Consider the following 21,127-nt stretch of genomic DNA (forward strand, 5'->3'; position numbering starts at 1 on the left):
TTTTTTACCAATAATATCATGAAATTTAAACTCCTAACCCTAATAGTTTTATTAACTACTATCTCTATAAATGCTACAATTTTAAATGATTCCTTAGCTCTTAAAAAAGACTCTATAAGTCACTGGACTAAAGCAAACAAAGTACGATTGATATTTACTCAAAATTCGTTTGTTAATTGGAGTGCTGGAGGAAATAACTCCATTGCAGGTATTGTAAAAATTAATATTTCTAAAAATTACAAAAACAATCACACCACTTGGTTTAATGAACTTAAAACCAATTACGGCTTAAATAAAGAAGAAAAAAGAGAACTTAGAAAAACTGAAGATTTACTTGAAGTAAACTCAACCTTTGGATACAGACAAAATACCAATTCAAATTGGTATTACTCAGCTAAATTTAATTTTAAAACACAGTATACAAATGGATACAAATATCCAAATACTGACAAACCTATTTCAAAGTTTTTTGCGCCAGCATATTTATTTTTAGGTGTTGGAACTGAATATGCTGTAAAAGAATCAAATTTTAAGCTATACCTTTCGCCTGTAACTAATAAGACCACTTTTGTTTTTAATCAACGATTAGCAGATGAAGGAGCTTTTGGTGTTAAAAAAGCTAGTTATGATACTGATGGAAATTTAATTTCTGAAGGTGAAAAAACAAAAATTGAATTTGGAATGTTAGCAACTGGTGAATGGAAATCTGAAGTTATGAAAAACATTCAAATGGCAAATAAATTAATTTTATATTCCGACTATTTAAATAATTATGGCAATATTGATATTGATTGGGAAATAAATTTTGATTTAACCATTAATAAATATGTGACCGCCAATGTTGGTTCTCATTTTCTTTTTGATGATGATGTTAAACACAAAGAAGATGTTAACAATGACGGTACATTAGATATTTTAGGCCCTAAAATTCAAATAAAACAAGTTTTAGGAGTTGGTTTTATTTACAATTTTTAACTATTTTACAAATCAAACTTTATCCCTTGTGCTAATGGTAAATTAGAGGTATAATTTATGGTATTCGTTTGTCTACGCATATAAATTTTCCAAGCATCAGAACCAGATTCTCGTCCACCACCTGTTTCTTTTTCACCTCCAAAAGCTCCACCAATTTCAGCACCAGAAGTTCCAATATTTACATTTGCTATTCCACAATCTGAACCAGCAACTGATAAGAATTTTTCAGCTTCACGTAAATTAGTTGTCATAATTGCTGATGATAAGCCTTGCACAACACCATTCTGAATTTCTATTGCATTTTCAACTTCACCACTATATTTTATCAAATATAAAATTGGAGCAAAAGTTTCATGCTGTACAATTTCAAAAGCGTTTTTAGCTTCTGCTATTGCAGGCTTAACATAACAACCACTTTCATAACCTTCTCCTTTTAAAACACCTCCTTCAACTAATAAATTCCCACCTTCTTCTACTACTTTTTTCAAAGCATTTTCATACATCTTCACAGCATCTTTATCAATTAACGGACCTACATGGTTTTTTTCGTCTAACGGATTTCCAATTCTTAATTGTTTGTAAGCATCAACTAATGTATTTTTTACTTGCTCATACATTGATTCATGAATAATTAATCTTCGTGTTGAAGTACAGCGTTGACCAGCAGTGCCAACGGCTCCAAAAACAGCACCAATAATACTTATTTTTAAATCGGCATTTGGCGTAATAATTATGGCATTATTGCCTCCAAGTTCTAATAAAGATCTTCCTAAACGTTCAGCTACAGTTTTCGCAACAATTTTCCCCATTTTTATAGAACCAGTTGCAGATATTAACGGAATTCGTTTGTCAGTAGTCATAAATTCTCCAACTTTATAATCGCCATTAACAATACATGAAATTCCTTCAGGTAAGTTGTTTTCTTTTAAAATATTTGCAATAATATGTTGACAAGCAATACTACATAAAGGTGCTTTTTCAGATGCTTTCCACACGCAAACATCTCCACAAATCCATGCTAAAGCTGTATTCCAACTCCAAACAGCAACTGGAAAATTAAAAGCTGAAATAATACCAACAATTCCCAAAGAATGGTATTGTTCATACATTCTATGTCCTGGTCTTTCAGAATGCATAGTTAAGCCGTGTAACTGGCGCGATAAGCCAACAGCAAAGTCGCATATATCTATCATTTCCTGTACTTCACCTAAGCCTTCTTGCAAAGATTTTCCCATTTCATAAGAAACTAACTCACCTAAAGGTTGTTTTAATTCTCGTAATTTATCGCCAAACTGACGTACAATTTCACCTCTTTGAGGTGCTGGTACTAATCTCCAAGTTGTAAAAGCTTTTTGAGCGCTTTCAATTACTTTTTCGTAATCTTGCTTTGTAGTAGATATCACTTTACCTATTAATTTTCCATCAACTGGAGAATAAGATGCTATTAATTCGCCATTTCCAAAAGATTTTGAACCTGTTGATGTTCCTTTATTTACATCTTGTATGTTTAATTTTTGAAGTGATTTTTGAAGTTTTGAAGTTTCCATAATTGGATTTTTTATATAATTTGGTTGTAACAAATTTACAAATAATAAATGGCATGAAAAGAAAAGCCATTTCAAATTTGAAACGGCTTTTAACATTCAATATTTGGTAACCAACCAAATAATAAACCAACTAAAACTTATAATTTAATCCTGTATAAACTCCTAAATAGTAAGGCTGTAAACTACCTGAGTTTTTTGAAAAGGTATTTGTTTGCATTTTAAACATTGGTGATACGTTAATGTATAGATTTTTATGAATTAAATAATCTATATCTACCCCAATATTTCCACTAAAATTAACGGATCTTAAATTGTTTGATGAACCTAAACTTTGTGAAAAATCATTAGTTTCAATAAAAACTTCATCTCTATTAAGTAATAATGTACTAAAACCACCAACTAAATTTATACCAAATTTACCATCGGTAACATTATATTTTAACTCAACAGGTATTTCCACGTAACCAAATACTTGATTTAAACTTGCTTTATTCACATCAATTGAGTTGCTTTTAGTTACTGCAGTTGAAGCGTTTCTTGATAACATAGGTTCTGCAGATATATTTGAAAAACCAATTACTGAAACTGCAGAATTAACATAAACATTATTGGTTGTAAATCCTAAATTAATTAGGTTAACTCCCGATTGTAATGTGAATTTATTATTTAACTCATAGGCAAATTTTACGCCGTATGAATATGATGAATTTCCTGACGATGAATTATTACTAAATTGAGAATCTACACCAGAACCATCACCTAAAGAGTTGACATAAATAGGTGCAAAAATAGTAGCTACCGTAAATTTTCCGTTTTTATTAGTTGCTTTTTCAGCGTCATTTCTGTTTTTAAAAGAATGTTCACTTGCATCTGATAATAAAAATTTATTAACTTTATTTAAAGTGCTATTTGTATTTGTTTCTTCAGCTTCATTTTCAAATTCATTATCATTTTGTACAATGTTTTGGTTAGATTTCGATCCTTCTAAATTTAAATCTTTAGTTGCTGGAGTTTTAATAATCGTTTTTTTACTTTGTACAGTAGTTACTGTATTTGTTTCAGGCTCAATAGTATCTTTTTTTATGCTTCTATCTAATAAAAAGTTTTTTGAAAATCTACTTTCAGGCATTAAATAAATAGTACCAACACTAAAAAATAACACAAATAATGCTGCAATACTGGAAAGTTTCACCCAAAAAGGAATACGGCGTTTTACAGGCTGAACAACAATTTGCTTTTCAATTGCATTCCAAGCTTTGTTAGGGGGAAATACTTCAAGGTTTTTTAAATTCTCCTGAAATATTCTATCAATGTTTTTATAATCTCTCACTTTTACCTTTTATCTTAAACAGATTGTTGACCACTTTGATGTATCTCAATTTTTTGCTTTAAAATTGCACGTGCTCTTGCTAAATTAGATTTTGATGTTCCTTCAGCAATTTGCATCATTTCTGAAATCTCTTTATGAGAACAACCATCAAGTACATACAGGTTAAAAACCATTCTGTATCTATCTGGTAATTCTTGAATTAGATTCAGTAAAAAATCTAAAGAAATTTCATCGTCATCAACGTCAACAATCACCTCATCAGGAATTTCTTCTGTAACAATATTTAACACGGTTTTTTTTCTATATTTTAATAAAATCGTGTTAACCATAACGCGTTTAATCCAACCTTCAAATGATCCTTCAAAATTAAATTGCCCAATTTTATTAAAAATGGTAATAAAACCATCCTGAAAATTATCTTGAGCTTCTTGTTTGTTTTTTGAATATTTTAGACATATAGAGAACAACTTACCCGCAAAAAGTTGGTAAATTTCTTTTTGTGCCCTTTGATCATTCTTCGCACATTGTTTTATGAGTTTATTTAAACCCAAATGCTAGCGTTTTAATTGTTAATAAGATACCTAAAAAGATAATAGGTTGCGTAAATTTACATTACTTTTGCGATGTTTCACAATTTTATGAAAAAAATTATCAGTATAAATTCAAATAATTCTCCTGATTTCGAGAAACTTGCACTTGAAATATTTCAATTTCAGGCAAAAAATAACGCAGTTTACAAACAATTTATTGAACTATTAAATATTCAACCATCTACAATAAAAAAGCTAACTAACATTCCTTTTTTACCTATTGAATTTTTTAAATCTCATAAAATTGTTGCAACAACAAATAAAATTCAACAAACATTTTTAAGTAGCGGAACAACAGGAATGCAGCAAAGCAAACACTTTGTTACAGATATTTCTTTGTATGAAGAAAGCTATTTAAATGGTTTCAAAATTTTTTATGGAAACATTGAAAATTACACAGTTTTAGCATTGTTACCTGCTTATTTAGAACGTGAAGGCTCCTCTTTAATTTATATGGTGGATGATTTTATAAAAAAATCTAAAAAACCAAAAAGTGGATTTTATCTGAATAATTTAGAAGAATTAGCCAAAAATTTAAAAGAATTAGATAAAAAAGGTGAAAAAACACTACTTATTGGTGTTTCTTTTGCTTTGCTAGATTTAGTTGAAACCTATAAGTTTCAGCTAAAAAACACCATAATAATGGAAACTGGTGGAATGAAAGGCAGAAGAAAAGAATTGATTAGAGAAGAATTACACCAAATTTTAAAAGAAGGTTTTGGAGTCAAAGAAATCCATTCAGAATATGGAATGACCGAATTATTAAGCCAAGCATATTCTAAAGGAAATGGTATTTTTGAATGTCCGCCTTGGATGAAAATTTTAACGCGAGATACTGAAGATGCCTTAACCATTTTATCCACAGGAAAATCAGGTGGAATAAATATAATAGATTTAGCAAACAAAAATTCGTGCTCGTTTATTGCTACTCAAGATTTAGGAAAAACTTATGCTAACGGAACTTTTGAAGTTTTAGGGCGTTTTGATAATTCAGACATTAGAGGTTGTAATTTATTGTTATTAAAGTAAAAAGTGAATAGATGATTGCAGGTTTCAATTTAAAAACATTAAAATTTAGTATATTTTTTTTAATCTCCTTTTTAGGTTATGCTCAAAATGACAGCATCCCTTTTAAAGTTGATCCTCTTTTTGATTTTAACAAACCAGAAACTTTAGGGTTACCAATTGTGAAAAATAAAGAAACAATTACTATATTTTCTCCTCATAAAAATGCCAATAAATACAACCATGGTGTTGTGTTGTTTCCATTTAAAAACATGCTATATGCACAATGGCAAAGTTCCTCAATTGATGAGGACGGACCTGATACTCAAATATTTTATGCGCAAAGTAAAAATGGAAAAAATTGGAGTAAACCAATTGCTTTAACTTCTATATATGAAAATGGAATTAAAACAAGTGGTGGTTGGTGGAGTGACGGAGAAACGTTAATTGCATATATATGCGTATGGCCAAATGCTGATGAAAATGTGAAAGAAGGATATACAGAATATAGAACTTCAATAAATGGGACAGCGTGGACTTCGCCTAAAAAAGTGAAAAATAAAGAAGGACAACCTGTGCTTGGAATTATTGAACAGGATATTCATAAACTACCAAATGGCAGAATTATTACAGCTTTTCATATGCAACCAGGTTTAATAGTAACTCCTTTCTTTACAGATGATCCATTAGGAGTTTTGGGTTGGACTGCTGGAACTATGAAAAATTTACCTTCAGACAAAAACATGAGCAGAGAACTAGAACCTAGCTGGTTTTATAGAAAAAAAGACAGTGCCGTAGTAATGATTTTTAGAGATCAGCAAAGTACTTTTAAAAAATTGGCATCTGTTAGTTTTGATAATGGAAACACTTGGACTACTCCACAAATTGTGGATACACCAGATTCTAGAGCCAAACAAAGTGCGGGAAATTTACCAAATGGAACAGCGTTTATGGTTAATAACCCTTCGGGAAATAAAAATAGATTTCCTTTAGCAATCACATTGAGTAAGGATGGTTTTGTATTTGATACAGCTTATTTGTTAAGAAGTGGTGAGAAAAGCGATTTACAACCCCTGCGGTTTAAAGGAAAGTATAAAAGAATAGGTTACAGCTATCCTAAAAGTGTAATTTGGAATAATTACTTGTATGTTTCATACGCTACGAATAAGGAAGACGTTGAATTAACCAGAATTCCTATTAACAGTTTAGAATATTAATACTTTTGTTTTACAAAAAAAGACCATCTTTCGACAGTCTTTTTTTTATAAAATTTTATTTAAAATTTATACAACTTTCAATAAAAAATAACTCTTTTTACCGCGTTGTAATAACACAAATTTATCAGCAATTAAATCGGAAGTGGTAATTACAAAATCTTCTTTAACTTTTTCTTTATTTACTGAAATTGAATTTTCATTTAAAGCTCTTCTTACTTCTCCGTTAGATTTTAAAAATCCTGTTTCGGCAAAAGCAGGAACAATTTCTAATCCATTTTCAATAACTGAACGCTCAATTTCGGCTTGAGGAACTCCATCAAAAACATCTAAAAATGTTTGTTCATTTAAACTTTTTAAATCATCAGCAGTTGAATTTCCAAATAAAATATTTGATGCTTTTATAGCATTTTCATAAGCCTCTTCACCGTGCGTCATTTTAGTCACTTCTTCACCAATTTTCTTTTGAAGAATACGTAAATGTGGTGCTTGCTTGTGTTCTGCAATTAAAGCCTCAATGATTTCTTTATCTAAAAACGTAAATATTTTAATGTAGCTTTCTGCATCTTCATCCGAAGAATTTAACCAATATTGGTAAAATTTATAAGGTGATGTTCTATTAGCATCTAACCAAACATTTCCACCAGCTGTTTTTCCAAATTTAGTTCCGTCGGCTTTGGTAATTAATTTACATGTTAATGCGTATGCTTTTCCTTGTGCTTTTCTTCTTACTAATTCAGTTCCCGTGGTAATATTTCCCCATTGGTCTGAACCTCCCATTTGAAGCACACAGTTTTTTTCTTTAAATAAATGGTAAAAATCGTATCCTTGAAATAATTGGTAGGTAAATTCTGTAAAACTCATTCCAGATTGCGAATCGGCATCTAAACGTTTTTTAACAGAATCTTTAGCCATCATATAGTTTACAGTGATATGCTTTCCTACATCACGCACAAAATCAATTAATGAAATATCTTTCATCCAATCGTAGTTGTTTACCAATTCAGCTGCATTATCAGATTTGCTATCAAAATTTAAAAAACGTGCTAACTGACCTTTAACTCCCGCAACATTTTTGTTTAACGTTTCTTCATCTAACAAATTACGCTCATCTGATTTTCCCGAAGGATCACCAACCATACCTGTTGCGCCACCAACCAAAGCAATTGGATTGTGCCCAGCTTTTTGAAAGTGCATTAAAATAATAATTGGCACTAAACTTCCAATATGTAATGAATCGGCAGTTGGGTCAAAGCCAATATAGCCTGTAGTTTTATTTTTTAATAAGTATTCTTCAGTTTCGGGCATTATATCGTGTAACATGCCTCTCCAACGTAGTTCTTCAACAAAATTCATTATCAAAATTTTTAATTTAGGCAAAGATAAAATTTTACTTCTAGTTAACTATTTAAACAAGTAGTTTTTTGTGAGTTTAATTTACCATATAAACCAACATTTTTCCTATTTTCGTTTTATGATATTAGTTACTGGAGGAACAGGTTTAGTTGGCGCACATTTATTGTATCATCTTTCGTTAGAAAATGATATAATTAAGGCTATTCACAGAAAAAATAGTGATTTATTAGCCGTAAAAAATGTTTTTAGTTATTATACTAAAGATTTTGAAAAATTGTTTGCAAAAATTAATTGGGTTAAAGCTGACATAACAGATATTTGTCAATTAGAAATTGCTTTTGAAAACATTACAGAAGTTTACCATTGTGCTGCTTTAGTTTCTTTTAATCCTGCTGATTATAAGGAAATGCGTAAAATTAATATTGAAGGAACTTCAAATATTGTAAACTTTTGTATTGCTAATTCTATTAAAAAATTGTGCTTTGTAAGTTCCATTGCAACCATTGAAAAAGCAGTAAATAAAAAAATTATTACTGAAGAAAACGAATGGAATATTGAAAAAAATAATTATGGGTACGCTATTACAAAATACGGTGCTGAAATGGAAGTTTGGAGAGCTTCACAAGAAAATGTAGATGTTGTAGTTGTAAATCCGGGTGTTATTTTAGGTGCTGGTTTTTGGAAAACCGGATCTGGAGCTATGTTTTCTAAAATTAATAACGGAATGCCTTTTTACTCTGAAGGAATTACTGGTTTTGTTGATGTTAGGGATGTTGTAAAAATTATGATACAACTCATGAAAAGTACTATTAAAAACGAACGTTTTATTTTAGTTGCTGAAAATATTAGTTTTAAAACTGTTTTTAATGAAATTGCAAAAAATTTAAACAAAAAAGCGCCTTCTATTAAAGTAACAAAATTATTAAGTGAAATTGGTTGGAGATTAGAATGGATAAAAGCTTTTATAACTAACAAACCTCCATTATTAACCAAACAATCTGCTAAATCAATTCATAATAAGCACTTTTATGCTTCAGAAAAAGTGAAAAACATGCTACATTATAATTTTGAAACTGTTTCAAATACAATAAAATATGTAAGTGAATTATATAAAAAAGTAAATTAGGTGTGATTATTTTACAAAAGCATCACCTTCATTTTCGTCTATTGTTCTTTTATAATTTTTAATAGAATCTTGTACTCTTTTCTCCTTTTCGTATTTATGTAACATTTCATTTAAACGAGTTTCAACTTTTCTAATAATTTGGTCATATTCATCAACTTTTGTAGAATAATAGTAATTACTTTCTTTAAATCGAGTGCTATCAATATTGTATTTTTCAAAAACTAATGGGTAATAATTTACTTTTCTTTTAAGTTGTAAATTTTTAACATTTTCAGCTCCAGAAGCCAATAACAAATCTGTTAATAAATCTACCATTTGATTTTCCGGAATTAAATGGTCTGGTTTTTTAATAATTGTATTACTGGTACAATTAATTAAAATAATGCTTAAAAATAATATGCTTAAAAATCTATTCATTTTTTCTGTTAAACTTCAAACGTTGTCCTTTAAAAGTATCATTAATTATACCATTTTTGTATACTAAATGTCCATTTACAAATGTATGTGTAATTTTTGAATAAAAAGTATCTCCTTCAAATGGTGACCAACTACATTTGTATAAAATGTTAGATTTATTTACTGTCCAAGGTGATGCTATATCAACCAAAACTAAATCGGCATAATATCCTTTTTTTACAAATCCTCTTTTTTCAATATTAAAAATTATAGCTGGGTTGTGACACATTTTTTCTACAATTTTTTCAATAGAAATAAGCCCTTGTTTATATGCTTTTAACATAGCTGGCAATGCATGTTGCACTAAAGGACCTCCGCTTGGCGCTTTTGTATAGCTTTGTTGTTTTTCTTCAAGTGTATGTGGCGCATGGTCTGTTGCAATTACATCAATTTTATCTTCAAGCAATGCTTTCCAAAGTCCTTCTTTATCTTTTTGGGTTTTTACTGCTGGATTCCACTTAATTAGCGTTCCTTTTGTTTTATAATCTTCCTCATCAAACCATAAATGATGTACGCAAACTTCAGCCGTAATTTGTTTTTTAGCTAACGGTGTTTTATTGGAAAATAAATGCGTTTCTTTTTCTGTTGATAAATGAAAAACGTGTAAACGAGCCCCTGTTTTTTTAGCTAGTTTTATAGCTTTTGAAGAAGATAAATAACAAGCTTCTTCACTTCTTATTTTAGGATGTAATTCAATAGGAATTTCCTCACCATATTCTTTTAAATAGGTTTCTAAATTCTTTTTTATAGTGGCTTCATCTTCACAATGTACAGCAATTAACATTTTTGTTGAAGAAAATATTTTCTCAAGAACTTCTTCATTATCTACCAACATATTACCTGTTGATGAGCCTAAAAATAATTTTATTCCTGCAACATTTTCTGGGTCGGTTTTTAATAATTCTTCTAAATTATCATTAGTTCCTCCAAACATAAACGAATAATTTGCATACGATGAATTTGATGCAATTTCAAATTTTTCTTCTAATAAAGCTTGTGTTGTAGCTTGCGGAACTGTATTTGGCATCTCAATAAAAGAAGTAATCCCACCTGCAACAGCAGCTTTACTTTCAGATTCTATAGTAGCTTTGTGAGTTAATCCTGGTTCGCGAAAATGAACTTGATCATCAATAACTCCAGGAAATAAATATTTTCCTTCAGCATCAATTACAGTGGTATTTGAAGATTTTAAACTTATAGATGCATCAATATCAACAATATATTCACCATCAATTAATACATCACCTTCAAATATTTTTCCCTCATTAACAATTTGAGCATTTTTAATAAGTGTTAAACTCATATTTTTTTCTTTATGATTGCAATCCTTTTAATTTCATTTTAATTACACCAAAAATAGCTTCTGAAATTATTGATGAGCTCATTTTTGATGTTCCTCTTTTGCGGTCAGTAAAAATGATTGAAACTTCTTTATGTTTAAATCCTTTTTTCCAAGCGTTAAATTTCATTTCAATTTGAAAAGCGTACCCTACAAATTCAATTTTATCTAAATCAATACTTTCTAATACTTTTTTATGATAACAAACAAATCCTGCAGTTGTATCATAAATAGGGATCCCTGTAATTATTCTAACGTATTTTGAAGCAAAATATGATAAAAATAATCGCTTAAAATCCCATTGTACAACGTTAATTTTATTATTTACGTATCTTGACCCAATAGCATAATCTGCTCCATCAACTTTGCAAGCATTGTTTAATTTTATTAAATCTGATGGATTGTGCGAAAAATCCGCATCCATTTCCATAATATAATCGTACCCATTAACTAATGCCCACTTAAAACCATGAATATAGGCAGTTCCTAAACCATTCTTTTCTTTTCTTACTTCTAAAAATAAATTTAAAAATTCTGATTGTAGTTGTTTTACAATTTCAGCAGTTCCGTCTGGTGAACTATCATCAACAATTAAAATGTCAAAATTATTTTCTTGAGAGAAAACGGCTCTTACAATAGCTTCAATATTTTCTTTTTCGTTGTATGTTGGTATTATTACAAGTGTTTTTGACATATAGCAAAATTATGCGCAAAGATAAAACAATTTATTGCTAATTTTGTGTTTTAATAACTAAGTTAATGTTTGAAGCAACAAAAATAATTTCACAAAATAACGATTGGATGGCTTTCGTTTTTTTAATTATTTTATTTCTTTTAACACTTAATAAGTTGTTTTTTAACGACAGAATTTTACATACCAGTACTCTGTTTCTTCAAAAAAGATTTTTATTAATTTATTATAATAAAGAAAAAAGTGTTGTTTTCAATCTTTTTCAAGTTATCTTTTTTTTAATTAAAATATTGGTAATTTCATTAATAGCATATCATATAAATGTTTTTTTTAAAATTTATGAAAATATAAATGGCTTAAAAGGTTATAGTATATTATTAGGCGGTGTTGTAATTTACTTTTTATTTCATTACTTAATTGGTGCTTTTATTGCTGAAACTTTAAACTTCGGAAAAATTTACAACAAAATAGTCTATGAAAAAATAAGTTATTTCAATAACCTAATTTTATGGGTGTTGCCATTTTTAATTATTTACACATACACGCATAGTTTTAACACGTTTTTTTTTAATATTTTATTCTTTCTTTCACTACTTTTATTAGCAATACGTTATGGCTTACTTTTATACAATAATAAAAACCTAATTTTTAATAACATATTTTATTTTATTTTGTACCTTTGCGCACTTGAAATAGCACCTTTTGTGATTATTTTAAAACTAACCAATTAAAGACAAAATTGAAGTTTATGAAAGTGAAAACAATTTTGGTTTCTCAACCAGCTCCAAAAGCCGAAAACTCACCTTATTCCGATTTAATAGAAAAACAAAAAGTTAAAATTGACTTTAGACCTTTTATTCATGTTGAAGGTGTTCAAGCTAAAGAGGTAAGAGCACAGAAAATTGATTTAAAAAACTATACTGCAATTATTTTAACAAGTAGAAATGCTGTTGATCATTTTTTTAGAATTGCCGAAGAAATGAGATTTACAGTACCTGATGATATGAAATATTTCTGCGAATCAGAAGCTGTTGCATATTACCTTCAAAAATACGTAGTATATAGAAAACGTAAAATTTATGTTGGTGAAAAAACATTTGGTGATTTAGCAAAAATTATAAAAAAGTATAAAGATGAAAAATTTCTTTTACCATCATCAGATAAATTAAAAGATATTGTTCCTGAAACATTAAATGATTTAGGCGTAAAATGGGATAGAGGTATTTTTTACAGAACTGTAATGAGTGATCTTTCTGATTTAACTGATGTATTTTATGATGTTTTAGTATTCTTTTCTCCTTCAGGAATTGACTCGTTATTTAAAAATTTTCCAAATTTTCAACAAAACAATACACGTATAGCTGCCTTTGGTGATTCAACAATTAAAGCTGCTACTGATGCTGGTTTAAAAATTAATATTCCAGCTCCAACACCTGAAACGCCATCAATGACAATGGCTTTGGAAAAATACATTACTGAAGTTAATAAAAAATAAGATTTAAAATATTTTAAAAAAACCGAGTTAAACTCGGTTTTTTTTATGTAAATAAGTTTGCATAAATATCATCAACCTTTGCCACTTTAACTATTTTAATAGATGTAAAAGATTTGCTAATTTTATTAAATTTTGAAATAAATATTTTATGAAATCCTAATTTTTCGGCTTCTAAAATACGTTGTTCTACTCTATTTACAGGTCTAATTTCACCAGCCAAACCAATTTCGGCAGCAAAACAATAATCTTGCGGAATGGCATCATCTTCATTTGAAGATAAAATTGCTGAAATTACCGCCAAATCAATTGCAGGATCATCTACTTTTATACCACCGGCAATGTTTAAAAACACATCTTTTGCGCCCAATCTAAATCCAGCACGTTTTTCCAACACAGCTAATAACATGTTTAATCTTTTAGTATCGTACCCTGTTGCTGATCGTTGTGGAGTTCCATAAACAGCTGTACTAACCAATGCCTGAACTTCAATCATTAATGGTCGCATTCCTTCTAAGGTTGCAGCAATTGCAGTACCGCTTAAATTGCCTTCTTTTTGTGAAATTAATATTTCAGAAGGATTTTCAACTTCACGTAAGCCTGAATTTTGCATTTCGTAAATTCCTAACTCAGCAGTTGAACCAAATCTGTTTTTATTAGCTCTTAATATTCTGTAGGTATGATTTCTATCGCCTTCAAATTGCAAAACCACATCTACCATATGCTCTAAAATTTTTGGACCAGCAATTGTGCCATCTTTAGTGATATGCCCAATTAACAATACCGGAGTAGCTGTTTCTTTGGCGAATTTTATAAATTCAGCCGTAGTTTCTCTAATTTGTGAAATGGAACCTGGTGAAGCTTCAATATATTCGGTATGTAATGTTTGAATGGAATCAATTACCACAACTTCAGGCTGCACTACTTCAATGGCTCTAAAAATATTTTGAGTATTTGTTTCTGTTAAAATTAGGCAATTAGTATTGTTGCTTTTAAGTCGTTCTGCGCGCATTTTAATTTGAGATTGACTTTCTTCACCAGAAACATATAACACTCTTTTTGGTATTCCTAAAGCAATTTGTAGTAATAAAGTAGATTTCCCAATACCTGGTTCGCCACCTAAAAGTGTCATAGATCCTTTTACCAACCCACCTCCTAAAACTCGGTTTAATTCATTATTTAAGGTTGAAATTCTATCTTCTTTATCAAATGGAATTTCGTTTATTTTTAACGCTTTATTTATTTTTCTTACGGTTGAAGTTTGCTTCCAATTTCTTTTTTCTTCTTTTTGAATTACTTCTTCAACAATGGTATTCCACTCGTGACAAGAATTACATTGCCCAAGCCATTTTGCATATTGAGTACCACAGTTTTGACAAAAAAAAGTTGTTTTTGCTTTAGCCATTTTAAATTTTTATTGAAAAAAGTAAATATAGTAAGAAAAGAAGAATTACTTCTTATACTTATTATAAATTGGAATTAGTAAAAATGAAAGACCACCAAATAAAATAACCATAATGGTTTGTGCGGTCCACATTATCCAACCAAAAGCACGCGCAGGATTTTCATCAACTTTATATAAAATAAGCGCACTTGCAACAAAAATTGGGTAAGATCCTAAACCTCCATTGGTTAAAGCCATACTTAAACCACCCACCACAAAACCAACAATTATAGCGCCAAAGGGTAAATTAGTTGTTTCTGGCAATGCAAAAGTTACTACATAAAACATTAGTAAATACATTGCCCAAATAAAAAGTGTATGAAAAAGAAATTTCCACTTTTTTTTCATTGAAAAAATGCTTTTTACACCATCTAACAACCCATTAATAAATTCTATTAATTTATGAATTATGGGGTTTGATGATTTTTGAAGAGATTTAAACGTTGCAAATCCAATGATTGGTAACACCACAAAAATGATAATTTTTGAGTAAAAACTACTTTGCCCATCATCTTTAAAAATATAACTACTTAATAAATCGGTTTGCAAATAAAATGCAATTCCCATTATAATAAGTAACATAATTACATCTGTAACTCTTTCAGCAACAATAGTTCCAAAAGCTTTTTCAAAAGGAATGTTTTCGTATTTTTTTATACTTGCTGCTCTGGCAAACTCACCAGATCTTGGTACAAATAAGTTTAATAAATACGCCATTAAAACAGTCATAACACTATTGGCCAGTTTTGGTTTGTAACCTAGTGGTTCTAATAAAAATTGCCACCTATATGCTCTAGAAACATGGCTTAAAACGCCGCAAACTAATGATAAAACAACCCACCAGTAATTAGCTGTTTTAAAAGAGTTTTTAATAGAAAGAATATCATTAGAAGTAAGCTGAGACCAAGAGTACCAAATTAAAAATACTCCCAAGAGTATTGGGAGTATCAAAAAAATTATTTTTTTAAAATTTACTTTCAAACTACGTTAATGAATTATCATTTTCATTAGGAAAAATAAGGGTTGGCTTAAACGATTTTGCTTCTTCAAAATCCATAACTCCGTATGAAATAATAATAACAATATCTCCTTTAGCTACTTTTCTAGCAGCTGGACCATTTAGAGTAATTTCTCCACTTTTTCTAGGACCAGGAATTGCGTATGTTTCAAGTCGTTCCCCATTGTTAATATTAACAATCTGTACTTTTTCTCCTTGAATAATGTTTGACGCATCCATTAAATCCTCATCAATGGTTATACTGCCAATATACTGCAAATCGGCTCCAGTAACCTTTACTCTATGAATTTTTGATTTTACTACTTGTATTTGCATGGTGCAAAATTAATAATTTTGTGTTAATATGTTAGTTTTTATAGACTTATATTATCGATAAGTCTAATATTTCCAGCAAAAACAGCTATAAAAGCTCTATATTTTTGCTTTTCATTTTTAGTTTTTATTGGTAAAAGCGTTTCTTCATCTGCAATTTCAAAATATTCTAATTCTAAAAGTGGTTCCTTTTTAAATTCATTTTCTACCCATTTAATTACTTCTAAAGCATTTTCTGTGCCAAATTTAATTTTAGCTTGTTTTAATGTTTTATAAATAAACGGTGCTACATTTCTATGTTCATTTGTCAGCCTTGTATTTCTAGAACTCATAGCTAAACCATCAGTTTCTCTAAAAATATCGCAAGGAATTATTTTTACAGATAGTTGGCTTTTATGAACCATTTTTCTGATAATTTGTAATTGTTGATAATCTTTTTCGCCAAAATAAGCTTTTGTAGGTGTTACAATTTCAAACAATCTTTTAACTATGGTTCCAACACCATCAAAATGTCCTTGCCTGAACTTGCCTTCCATTTGATGCTCTAAACCATCAAAATTAAAATTGGCAGATTGAATATTGTTTGCATAAATTTCTTCGGCAGTAGGTGTAAAAACCAAATCGCAAAAAACAGCTTTTAAAAGAGATAAATCACTATCTATAGTTTTAGGATAATTGACCAAATCTTCTTCTCTATCAAATTGAGTTGGATTTACAAAAATACTCACTACAACAATATCATTTTCTTTTTTTGCCTTTTCAACTAAAGAAATATGACCTTGATGTAACGCTCCCATTGTAGGCACAAAACCAATACTAGTTCCTTTGGGTAACGATTTTATTTTTTGTTGAATCGATTTTATTTTAGCAAAAACTAACATAAGGTATTTGTTAATAAACGTTAAAAGCGTGCAAACTTACATTTTTCAAGTCAAAATCTACATAAATTTTCGTAATTTTGCATAATCTTTAAAATAAAGAGTTTGATTATGAGAGATAAGAGAGTATTGATTGTTTCTTCAGAAGTTGTACCCTATTTACCTGAAAATGAGCTTTCAACAAGTTCATTTGAAGCAGCTAAAATGATTCACGACAAAGGCGGGCAAACAAGAATTTTTATGCCACGCTATGGTTTAATTAATGAAAGAAGGCATCAATTACATGAAGTTATCCGCTTATCTGGAATGAATTTAGTAATTAATGATATGGATATGCCATTAATTATTAAAGTTGCTTCAATTCCAAAAGAAAGAATGCAAGTTTATTTTATTGATAATGACGAGTATTTTAAACGTAAAGCACTTTTTACAGATGAAGAAGATAAATTGTTTGATGACAATGATGAAAGAGCTATATTTTTTGCCAAAGGAGTTGTAGAAACTGTTAAAAAATTAAACTGGTCACCAGATGTAATTCATGTACATGGTTGGATGGCATCACTTTTACCTTTGTATATTAAAGAATATTATAAAGATGATGCTTTATTTGCTAATAGTAAAATAATTACTTCATTATATAATAATGGTTTTGAAGGTTCGTTAAATAATGAATTTGCTAATAAAGTTAAGTTTGATAATATTAGTGATTCAAAAGTAGAATCGCTTACAAAACCTAATCATACAAATATTTTAATTAATGCAATTGAAAACTCTGATGCAGTTATTAAAGCAAGTCCAGAGTTAGCAACTGAATTAACAGATTATTTAAAAAATTATAAAAACCCAGTCTTAGAATACTTTTCAGCAGACGAATTTGATAGTGCCTACACAAATTTTTATTTAACAGAGGTATTATAAATTATAACAAAAACAGCATTTTATATATGACAACAAAAGTTGTACAAAAATTTAAAAATTTTGGGCTTTTAGCCCTTTTTGTTTTAAGTATCATTTCTTGTGAAAAAGAAATTGAAAGCATTGGAGTAAACCTTATTGATAATAATGTTTTTAACAAAGATGTATTTGTAACAGAAGTAACTTCTGAAAATGTTAATATTGACAGAGTTCCTACAAATGGCAATTCTCAATACTTGTTAGGTGTTTATTCTGATAATGAATTTGGAACATTAAAAGCATCTATTGCAACACAATTAATATTACCAACAACCGGAGAAACTTATGCTAATGGTTACGGCACAAACACTACAATTGATTCCGTTTTAATAAATATTCCATACCAAACAACCGTAGAAGATGATTATAGCGATGGAAAACCAAAATTTTCTATAGATTCAGTTTTTGGAAATAAAGAAACCAGTTTTAAATTAAGTGTTTATGAATTAAAAACCTTTTTAAACACATTAGATCCTAATGATCCTAGTAAAACGGCCGTATATTATTCAGACAAAGTATTTCAAAAAGGAGATATACCTTTATATTCAGGTGATTTTAAAGTAAATCCCAATGATACAGTTGCATATATAAAAAGATACGATTTTGATGGTACAACTGTTGTAAAAACTGACACCATTAAAGAAACAGACTCAAAACCTACAATTAAAATTCCACTTAATAAAGCATTAATTAAACAAATATTTGTAGATAATGCAGCCAATACAGAATTTAGTTCTATAGATAATTTTACACATTATTTTAGAGGATTATATATTGAAGCAGAGACATCTACAAATGATAATGCACATTTAGTATCACTAAGCATGACAAATGCTAAAATGACTATTTATTATTCTAAAACTGTTGACGAAACTGCCGACCAAGATTTAGACGGAAATGGCACAAAAGGAGAAACTGGGGTTAGAACAAGCCACAATTATGCATTTTTATTTGGAAACCTTAAAGCAAATTATTTTGATAGATCTTATACCAACTCTAAACAAAGTGGTGCTGACAGATTGTATGTTCAAGGTGCAGCGGGTTCATTAGCTACAATAGATTTATTTGTTGGACAAAACTTAAGCGAATTACAAAACAAAAATTGGCTAATAAATGATGCCAACCTTACTTTTTATGTAGACCAAAACGCATCAAGCGATATTGCACCAGAACAATTAATGATTTATAACTACCAAGAAAATAGCCAAATTACAGACATGATTACAGAAGGAACAAGTGTAGTTGGTGGCTATCTTGAATATGATGATGATGGTAAACCTTATAAATATGTATTTAAAATTACAGACTATATTTCTGAACTATTAAAATCTGATGAACCGCTAGATTTAGTTAAATTAGGTATTAAAGTTTATAACAATCCAACAGATGCTCCTGTTAGTGTTTCTGACTTAATAGTTAGAGAAGTAAGTTGGACTCCTAAAGGAGTTGTACTATACAACCACAACGCAAGTGCAGCCGAAAAAAGAGTAAAATTAGAAATTTCTTATACTGAATTAAATAAATAAATTTATGTGTGGCATAACAGGTTATTTAGGACATCGAGAAGCATATCCTATTGTAATGAACGGATTGCAAAGGTTAGAATACAGAGGTTATGATAGCGCTGGTATTGTATTAGCAGACGAGAAAAATGTAAAGCTTTACAAAACCAAAGGAAAAGTATCATCATTAAGAAAAATTGCCGAAAAAAACGATGTTCATGGAAATCTTGGTTTAGGACACACACGTTGGGCAACACACGGAATTCCAAATGATGAAAATTCCCATCCTCATTTTTCAAATTCAGGAAATATTGCCATTGTACACAATGGTATTATAGAAAATTACGATACTATTAAAAAAGAATTAATCGCCAGAGGTTACACTTTTAAAAGTGATACTGATACCGAAGTACTTGTAAACTTAATTGAAGAAGTAAAAATTAAAAACAATTGCAAATTAGGAAAAGCAGTGCAAATGGCACTTTCAACTGCTGTTGGAGCCTATGCAATTGCTGTTTTTGATGTAAATGAACCAACTGAAATTATTGTAGCAAGACTTGGAAGTCCAATAGCAATTGGAATTGGAGAAAATAATGAAGAATTTTTTGTTGCATCAGATGCTTCTCCTTTTATTGAGTACACAAAAGATGCTATTTATTTAGATGATGAAGAATTAGCAATTATTAAATTAGGAAAAGAAATAAGAATTAGAAAAATTAAAGATGATTCTTTTGTTGAACCTCATATTCAAGAACTTAAACTTAATTTAGAACAAATTGAAAAAGGTGGATTTAAACATTTTATGTTAAAAGAAATTCACGAACAACCACATGCCATTCAAGATACTTATAGAGGGCGACTTTTAGCAAGTAAAGGCATTATTAAAATGGGTAGTGTGGATAATAATATTGGTAAATTTTTAAATGCAAATAGAATTATTATTGTTGCTTGCGGTACTTCATGGCACGCAGGTTTAGTAGCAGAATATTTATTTGAAGATTTAGCAAGAATTCCTGTTGAAGTAGAATATGCTTCTGAATTTAGATATAGAAACCCTATAATTAATAAAAATGATGTAGTAATCGCTATTTCGCAATCTGGTGAAACTGCCGATACTTTAGCAGCTATTAAATTAGCAAAATCTCAAGGAGCCTTTGTTTTTGGTGTTTGTAATGTAGTAGGATCGTCTATTGCAAGAGAAACAGATACTGGAGCTTATACACATGCTGGACCTGAAATTGGCGTTGCTTCTACAAAAGCTTTTACAACCCAAATAACTGTGTTGGCGTTAATGGCACTAAAATTAGGAAACTTAAAAGGAGAAATTTCAAATTCAAGATTTAATACATTTTTACAAGAAATGACCTTAATACCTTCAAAAGTAGAAGAGTTATTAAAAATAAATTCTGAAATTGAAAAAATTGCAGCAATTTATAAAGATGCAACAAACTGCTTATATTTAGGAAGAGGTTATAATTTTCCTGTGGCATTAGAAGGCGCTTTAAAATTAAAAGAGATTTCCTATATCCATGCCGAAGGTTACCCTGCTGCTGAAATGAAACACGGTCCAATAGCACTAATTGACGAACATATGCCTGTTGTAGTAATCGCTACAAAAAAAGGACATTATGATAAAGTTGTCAGTAATATTCAAGAAATTAAATCAAGAAATGGAAAGTTAATTGCAATAGTTACTAAAGGTGATACTATTGTTAAAGAAATTGCTGATCACGTAATTGAAATTCCAGAAACAGTAGAACCTTTTACACCTTTATTATCTACAATTCCATTACAACTACTTTCGTATCATATTGCTGTAATGAGAGGTTGCAACGTAGATCAACCTCGGAATTTAGCAAAATCAGTTACTGTTGAATAAATAATTTATCTTATAAAAA

Annotated in this window: 20 protein-coding genes; 9 read left to right on the forward strand and 11 right to left on the reverse strand. The window is 29.5% G+C overall.

All coding sequences use genetic code 11. The features are described 5' to 3' along the window. The first annotated feature begins 18 nt into the window (after positions 1 to 18). Complete coding sequence (locus BM335_RS03870; protein ID WP_090223433.1) at positions 19 to 975, forward strand: DUF3078 domain-containing protein; 957 nt, start codon at positions 19 to 21, stop codon at positions 973 to 975. Positions 976 to 980: 5 nt separating this feature from the next. Here BM335_RS03870 and amaB read toward each other — a convergent pair whose 3' ends face one another. The 3 genes from amaB to BM335_RS03885 form a co-directional block, all read right to left on the reverse strand. After that, positions 981 to 2,522, reverse strand: coding sequence for an L-piperidine-6-carboxylate dehydrogenase (amaB, locus tag BM335_RS03875; protein ID WP_090224037.1), 1,542 nt, complete (start codon positions 2,520 to 2,522; stop codon positions 981 to 983). Between the two features lie 130 nt (positions 2,523 to 2,652). Continuing rightward, positions 2,653 to 3,852, reverse strand: coding sequence for an outer membrane beta-barrel protein (locus BM335_RS03880; protein ID WP_090223434.1), 1,200 nt, complete (start codon positions 3,850 to 3,852; stop codon positions 2,653 to 2,655). Positions 3,853 to 3,866: 14 nt separating this feature from the next. Then, on the reverse strand, positions 3,867 to 4,403 hold the full coding sequence (locus BM335_RS03885; RefSeq protein WP_090223435.1) for an RNA polymerase sigma factor: 537 nt from the start codon (positions 4,401 to 4,403) through the stop codon (positions 3,867 to 3,869). A gap of 87 nt (positions 4,404 to 4,490) precedes the next feature. Between BM335_RS03885 and BM335_RS03890 the strand changes: the two genes are divergently transcribed. Next, on the forward strand, positions 4,491 to 5,471 hold the full coding sequence (locus BM335_RS03890) for a LuxE/PaaK family acyltransferase (protein WP_090223436.1): 981 nt from the start codon (positions 4,491 to 4,493) through the stop codon (positions 5,469 to 5,471). An 11-nt stretch (positions 5,472 to 5,482) separates the two neighbouring features. Next, on the forward strand, positions 5,483 to 6,664 hold the full coding sequence (locus BM335_RS03895) for a sialidase family protein (RefSeq protein WP_090223437.1): 1,182 nt from the start codon (positions 5,483 to 5,485) through the stop codon (positions 6,662 to 6,664). 66 nt (positions 6,665 to 6,730) lie between these two features. Here BM335_RS03895 and tyrS read toward each other — a convergent pair whose 3' ends face one another. Then, positions 6,731 to 8,023 carry a tyrosine--tRNA ligase gene (tyrS, locus tag BM335_RS03900; RefSeq protein ID WP_090224039.1) on the reverse strand — a complete coding sequence of 431 codons (1,293 nt, stop codon included), beginning with the start codon at positions 8,021 to 8,023 and terminating at the stop codon, positions 6,731 to 6,733. A gap of 112 nt (positions 8,024 to 8,135) precedes the next feature. Between tyrS and BM335_RS03905 the strand changes: the two genes are divergently transcribed. Then, positions 8,136 to 9,143: an NAD-dependent epimerase/dehydratase family protein gene (locus BM335_RS03905; protein ID WP_090223438.1), complete on the forward strand. Its 1,008-nt coding sequence runs from the start codon at positions 8,136 to 8,138 to the stop codon at positions 9,141 to 9,143. A gap of 6 nt (positions 9,144 to 9,149) precedes the next feature. Here the strand turns inward: BM335_RS03905 and BM335_RS03910 are convergent, their stop codons facing one another. Genes BM335_RS03910 through BM335_RS03920 form a run of 3 tightly spaced genes read right to left on the reverse strand, consistent with a single transcriptional unit; the run spans position 9,150 to position 11,632 of the window. Next, entirely contained in the window at positions 9,150 to 9,560 is a 411-nt protein-coding gene (locus BM335_RS03910) for a DUF4296 domain-containing protein (protein ID WP_090223439.1), read from the reverse strand. Continuing rightward, positions 9,553 to 10,902, reverse strand: coding sequence for a dihydroorotase (locus tag BM335_RS03915; protein WP_090223440.1), 1,350 nt, complete (start codon positions 10,900 to 10,902; stop codon positions 9,553 to 9,555). The genes BM335_RS03910 and BM335_RS03915 overlap by 8 nt, the downstream gene beginning before the upstream one ends. 10 nt (positions 10,903 to 10,912) lie before the next feature. Further along, positions 10,913 to 11,632 carry a polyprenol monophosphomannose synthase gene (locus BM335_RS03920; protein WP_090223441.1) on the reverse strand — a complete coding sequence of 240 codons (720 nt, stop codon included), beginning with the start codon at positions 11,630 to 11,632 and terminating at the stop codon, positions 10,913 to 10,915. A 107-nt stretch (positions 11,633 to 11,739) separates the two neighbouring features. Between BM335_RS03920 and BM335_RS15985 the strand changes: the two genes are divergently transcribed. Together BM335_RS15985 and BM335_RS03930 are read left to right on the forward strand one after the other, a co-directional pair. Beyond that, positions 11,740 to 12,360, forward strand: a complete 621-nt coding sequence (locus BM335_RS15985; protein ID WP_394332775.1) for a DUF4271 domain-containing protein — start codon at positions 11,740 to 11,742, stop codon at positions 12,358 to 12,360. Between the two features lie 17 nt (positions 12,361 to 12,377). Further along, positions 12,378 to 13,124 (forward strand): uroporphyrinogen-III synthase, encoded by a 747-nt coding sequence (locus BM335_RS03930; protein WP_090223443.1) that lies wholly within the window; start codon positions 12,378 to 12,380, stop codon positions 13,122 to 13,124. 43 nt (positions 13,125 to 13,167) lie between these two features. On the opposite strand, the gene radA is transcribed toward BM335_RS03930, so the two are convergent. Genes radA through panC form a run of 4 tightly spaced genes read right to left on the reverse strand, consistent with a single transcriptional unit; the run spans position 13,168 to position 16,776 of the window. Continuing rightward, positions 13,168 to 14,526, reverse strand: coding sequence for a DNA repair protein RadA (radA, locus tag BM335_RS03935; RefSeq protein ID WP_090223444.1), 1,359 nt, complete (start codon positions 14,524 to 14,526; stop codon positions 13,168 to 13,170). A 45-nt stretch (positions 14,527 to 14,571) separates the two neighbouring features. After that, complete coding sequence (locus BM335_RS03940; protein ID WP_090223445.1) at positions 14,572 to 15,546, reverse strand: lysylphosphatidylglycerol synthase transmembrane domain-containing protein; 975 nt, start codon at positions 15,544 to 15,546, stop codon at positions 14,572 to 14,574. A gap of 1 nt (position 15,547) precedes the next feature. Continuing rightward, positions 15,548 to 15,898, reverse strand: coding sequence for an aspartate 1-decarboxylase (gene panD, locus BM335_RS03945; RefSeq protein ID WP_090223446.1), 351 nt, complete (start codon positions 15,896 to 15,898; stop codon positions 15,548 to 15,550). A 38-nt stretch (positions 15,899 to 15,936) separates the two neighbouring features. Beyond that, on the reverse strand, positions 15,937 to 16,776 hold the full coding sequence (gene panC / locus BM335_RS03950; RefSeq protein WP_090223447.1) for a pantoate--beta-alanine ligase: 840 nt from the start codon (positions 16,774 to 16,776) through the stop codon (positions 15,937 to 15,939). 108 nt (positions 16,777 to 16,884) lie between these two features. Here panC and BM335_RS03955 point away from each other — a divergent pair, with 108 nt between their 5' ends. Genes BM335_RS03955 through glmS form a run of 3 tightly spaced genes read left to right on the forward strand, consistent with a single transcriptional unit; the run spans position 16,885 to position 21,108 of the window. Continuing rightward, complete coding sequence (locus BM335_RS03955; RefSeq protein ID WP_090223448.1) at positions 16,885 to 17,691, forward strand: glycogen/starch synthase; 807 nt, start codon at positions 16,885 to 16,887, stop codon at positions 17,689 to 17,691. A gap of 26 nt (positions 17,692 to 17,717) precedes the next feature. After that, positions 17,718 to 19,253, forward strand: coding sequence for a DUF4270 domain-containing protein (locus BM335_RS03960; RefSeq protein ID WP_090223449.1), 1,536 nt, complete (start codon positions 17,718 to 17,720; stop codon positions 19,251 to 19,253). Positions 19,254 to 19,257: 4 nt separating this feature from the next. Further along, positions 19,258 to 21,108, forward strand: coding sequence for a glutamine--fructose-6-phosphate transaminase (isomerizing) (gene glmS, locus BM335_RS03965; protein WP_090223450.1), 1,851 nt, complete (start codon positions 19,258 to 19,260; stop codon positions 21,106 to 21,108). Positions 21,109 to 21,127 lie beyond the last annotated feature (19 nt).

The sequence above is a fragment of the Lutibacter maritimus genome (assembly GCF_900116115.1).
In the GTDB taxonomy this organism is placed as follows: Bacteria; Bacteroidota; Bacteroidia; order Flavobacteriales; family Flavobacteriaceae; genus Lutibacter; species Lutibacter maritimus.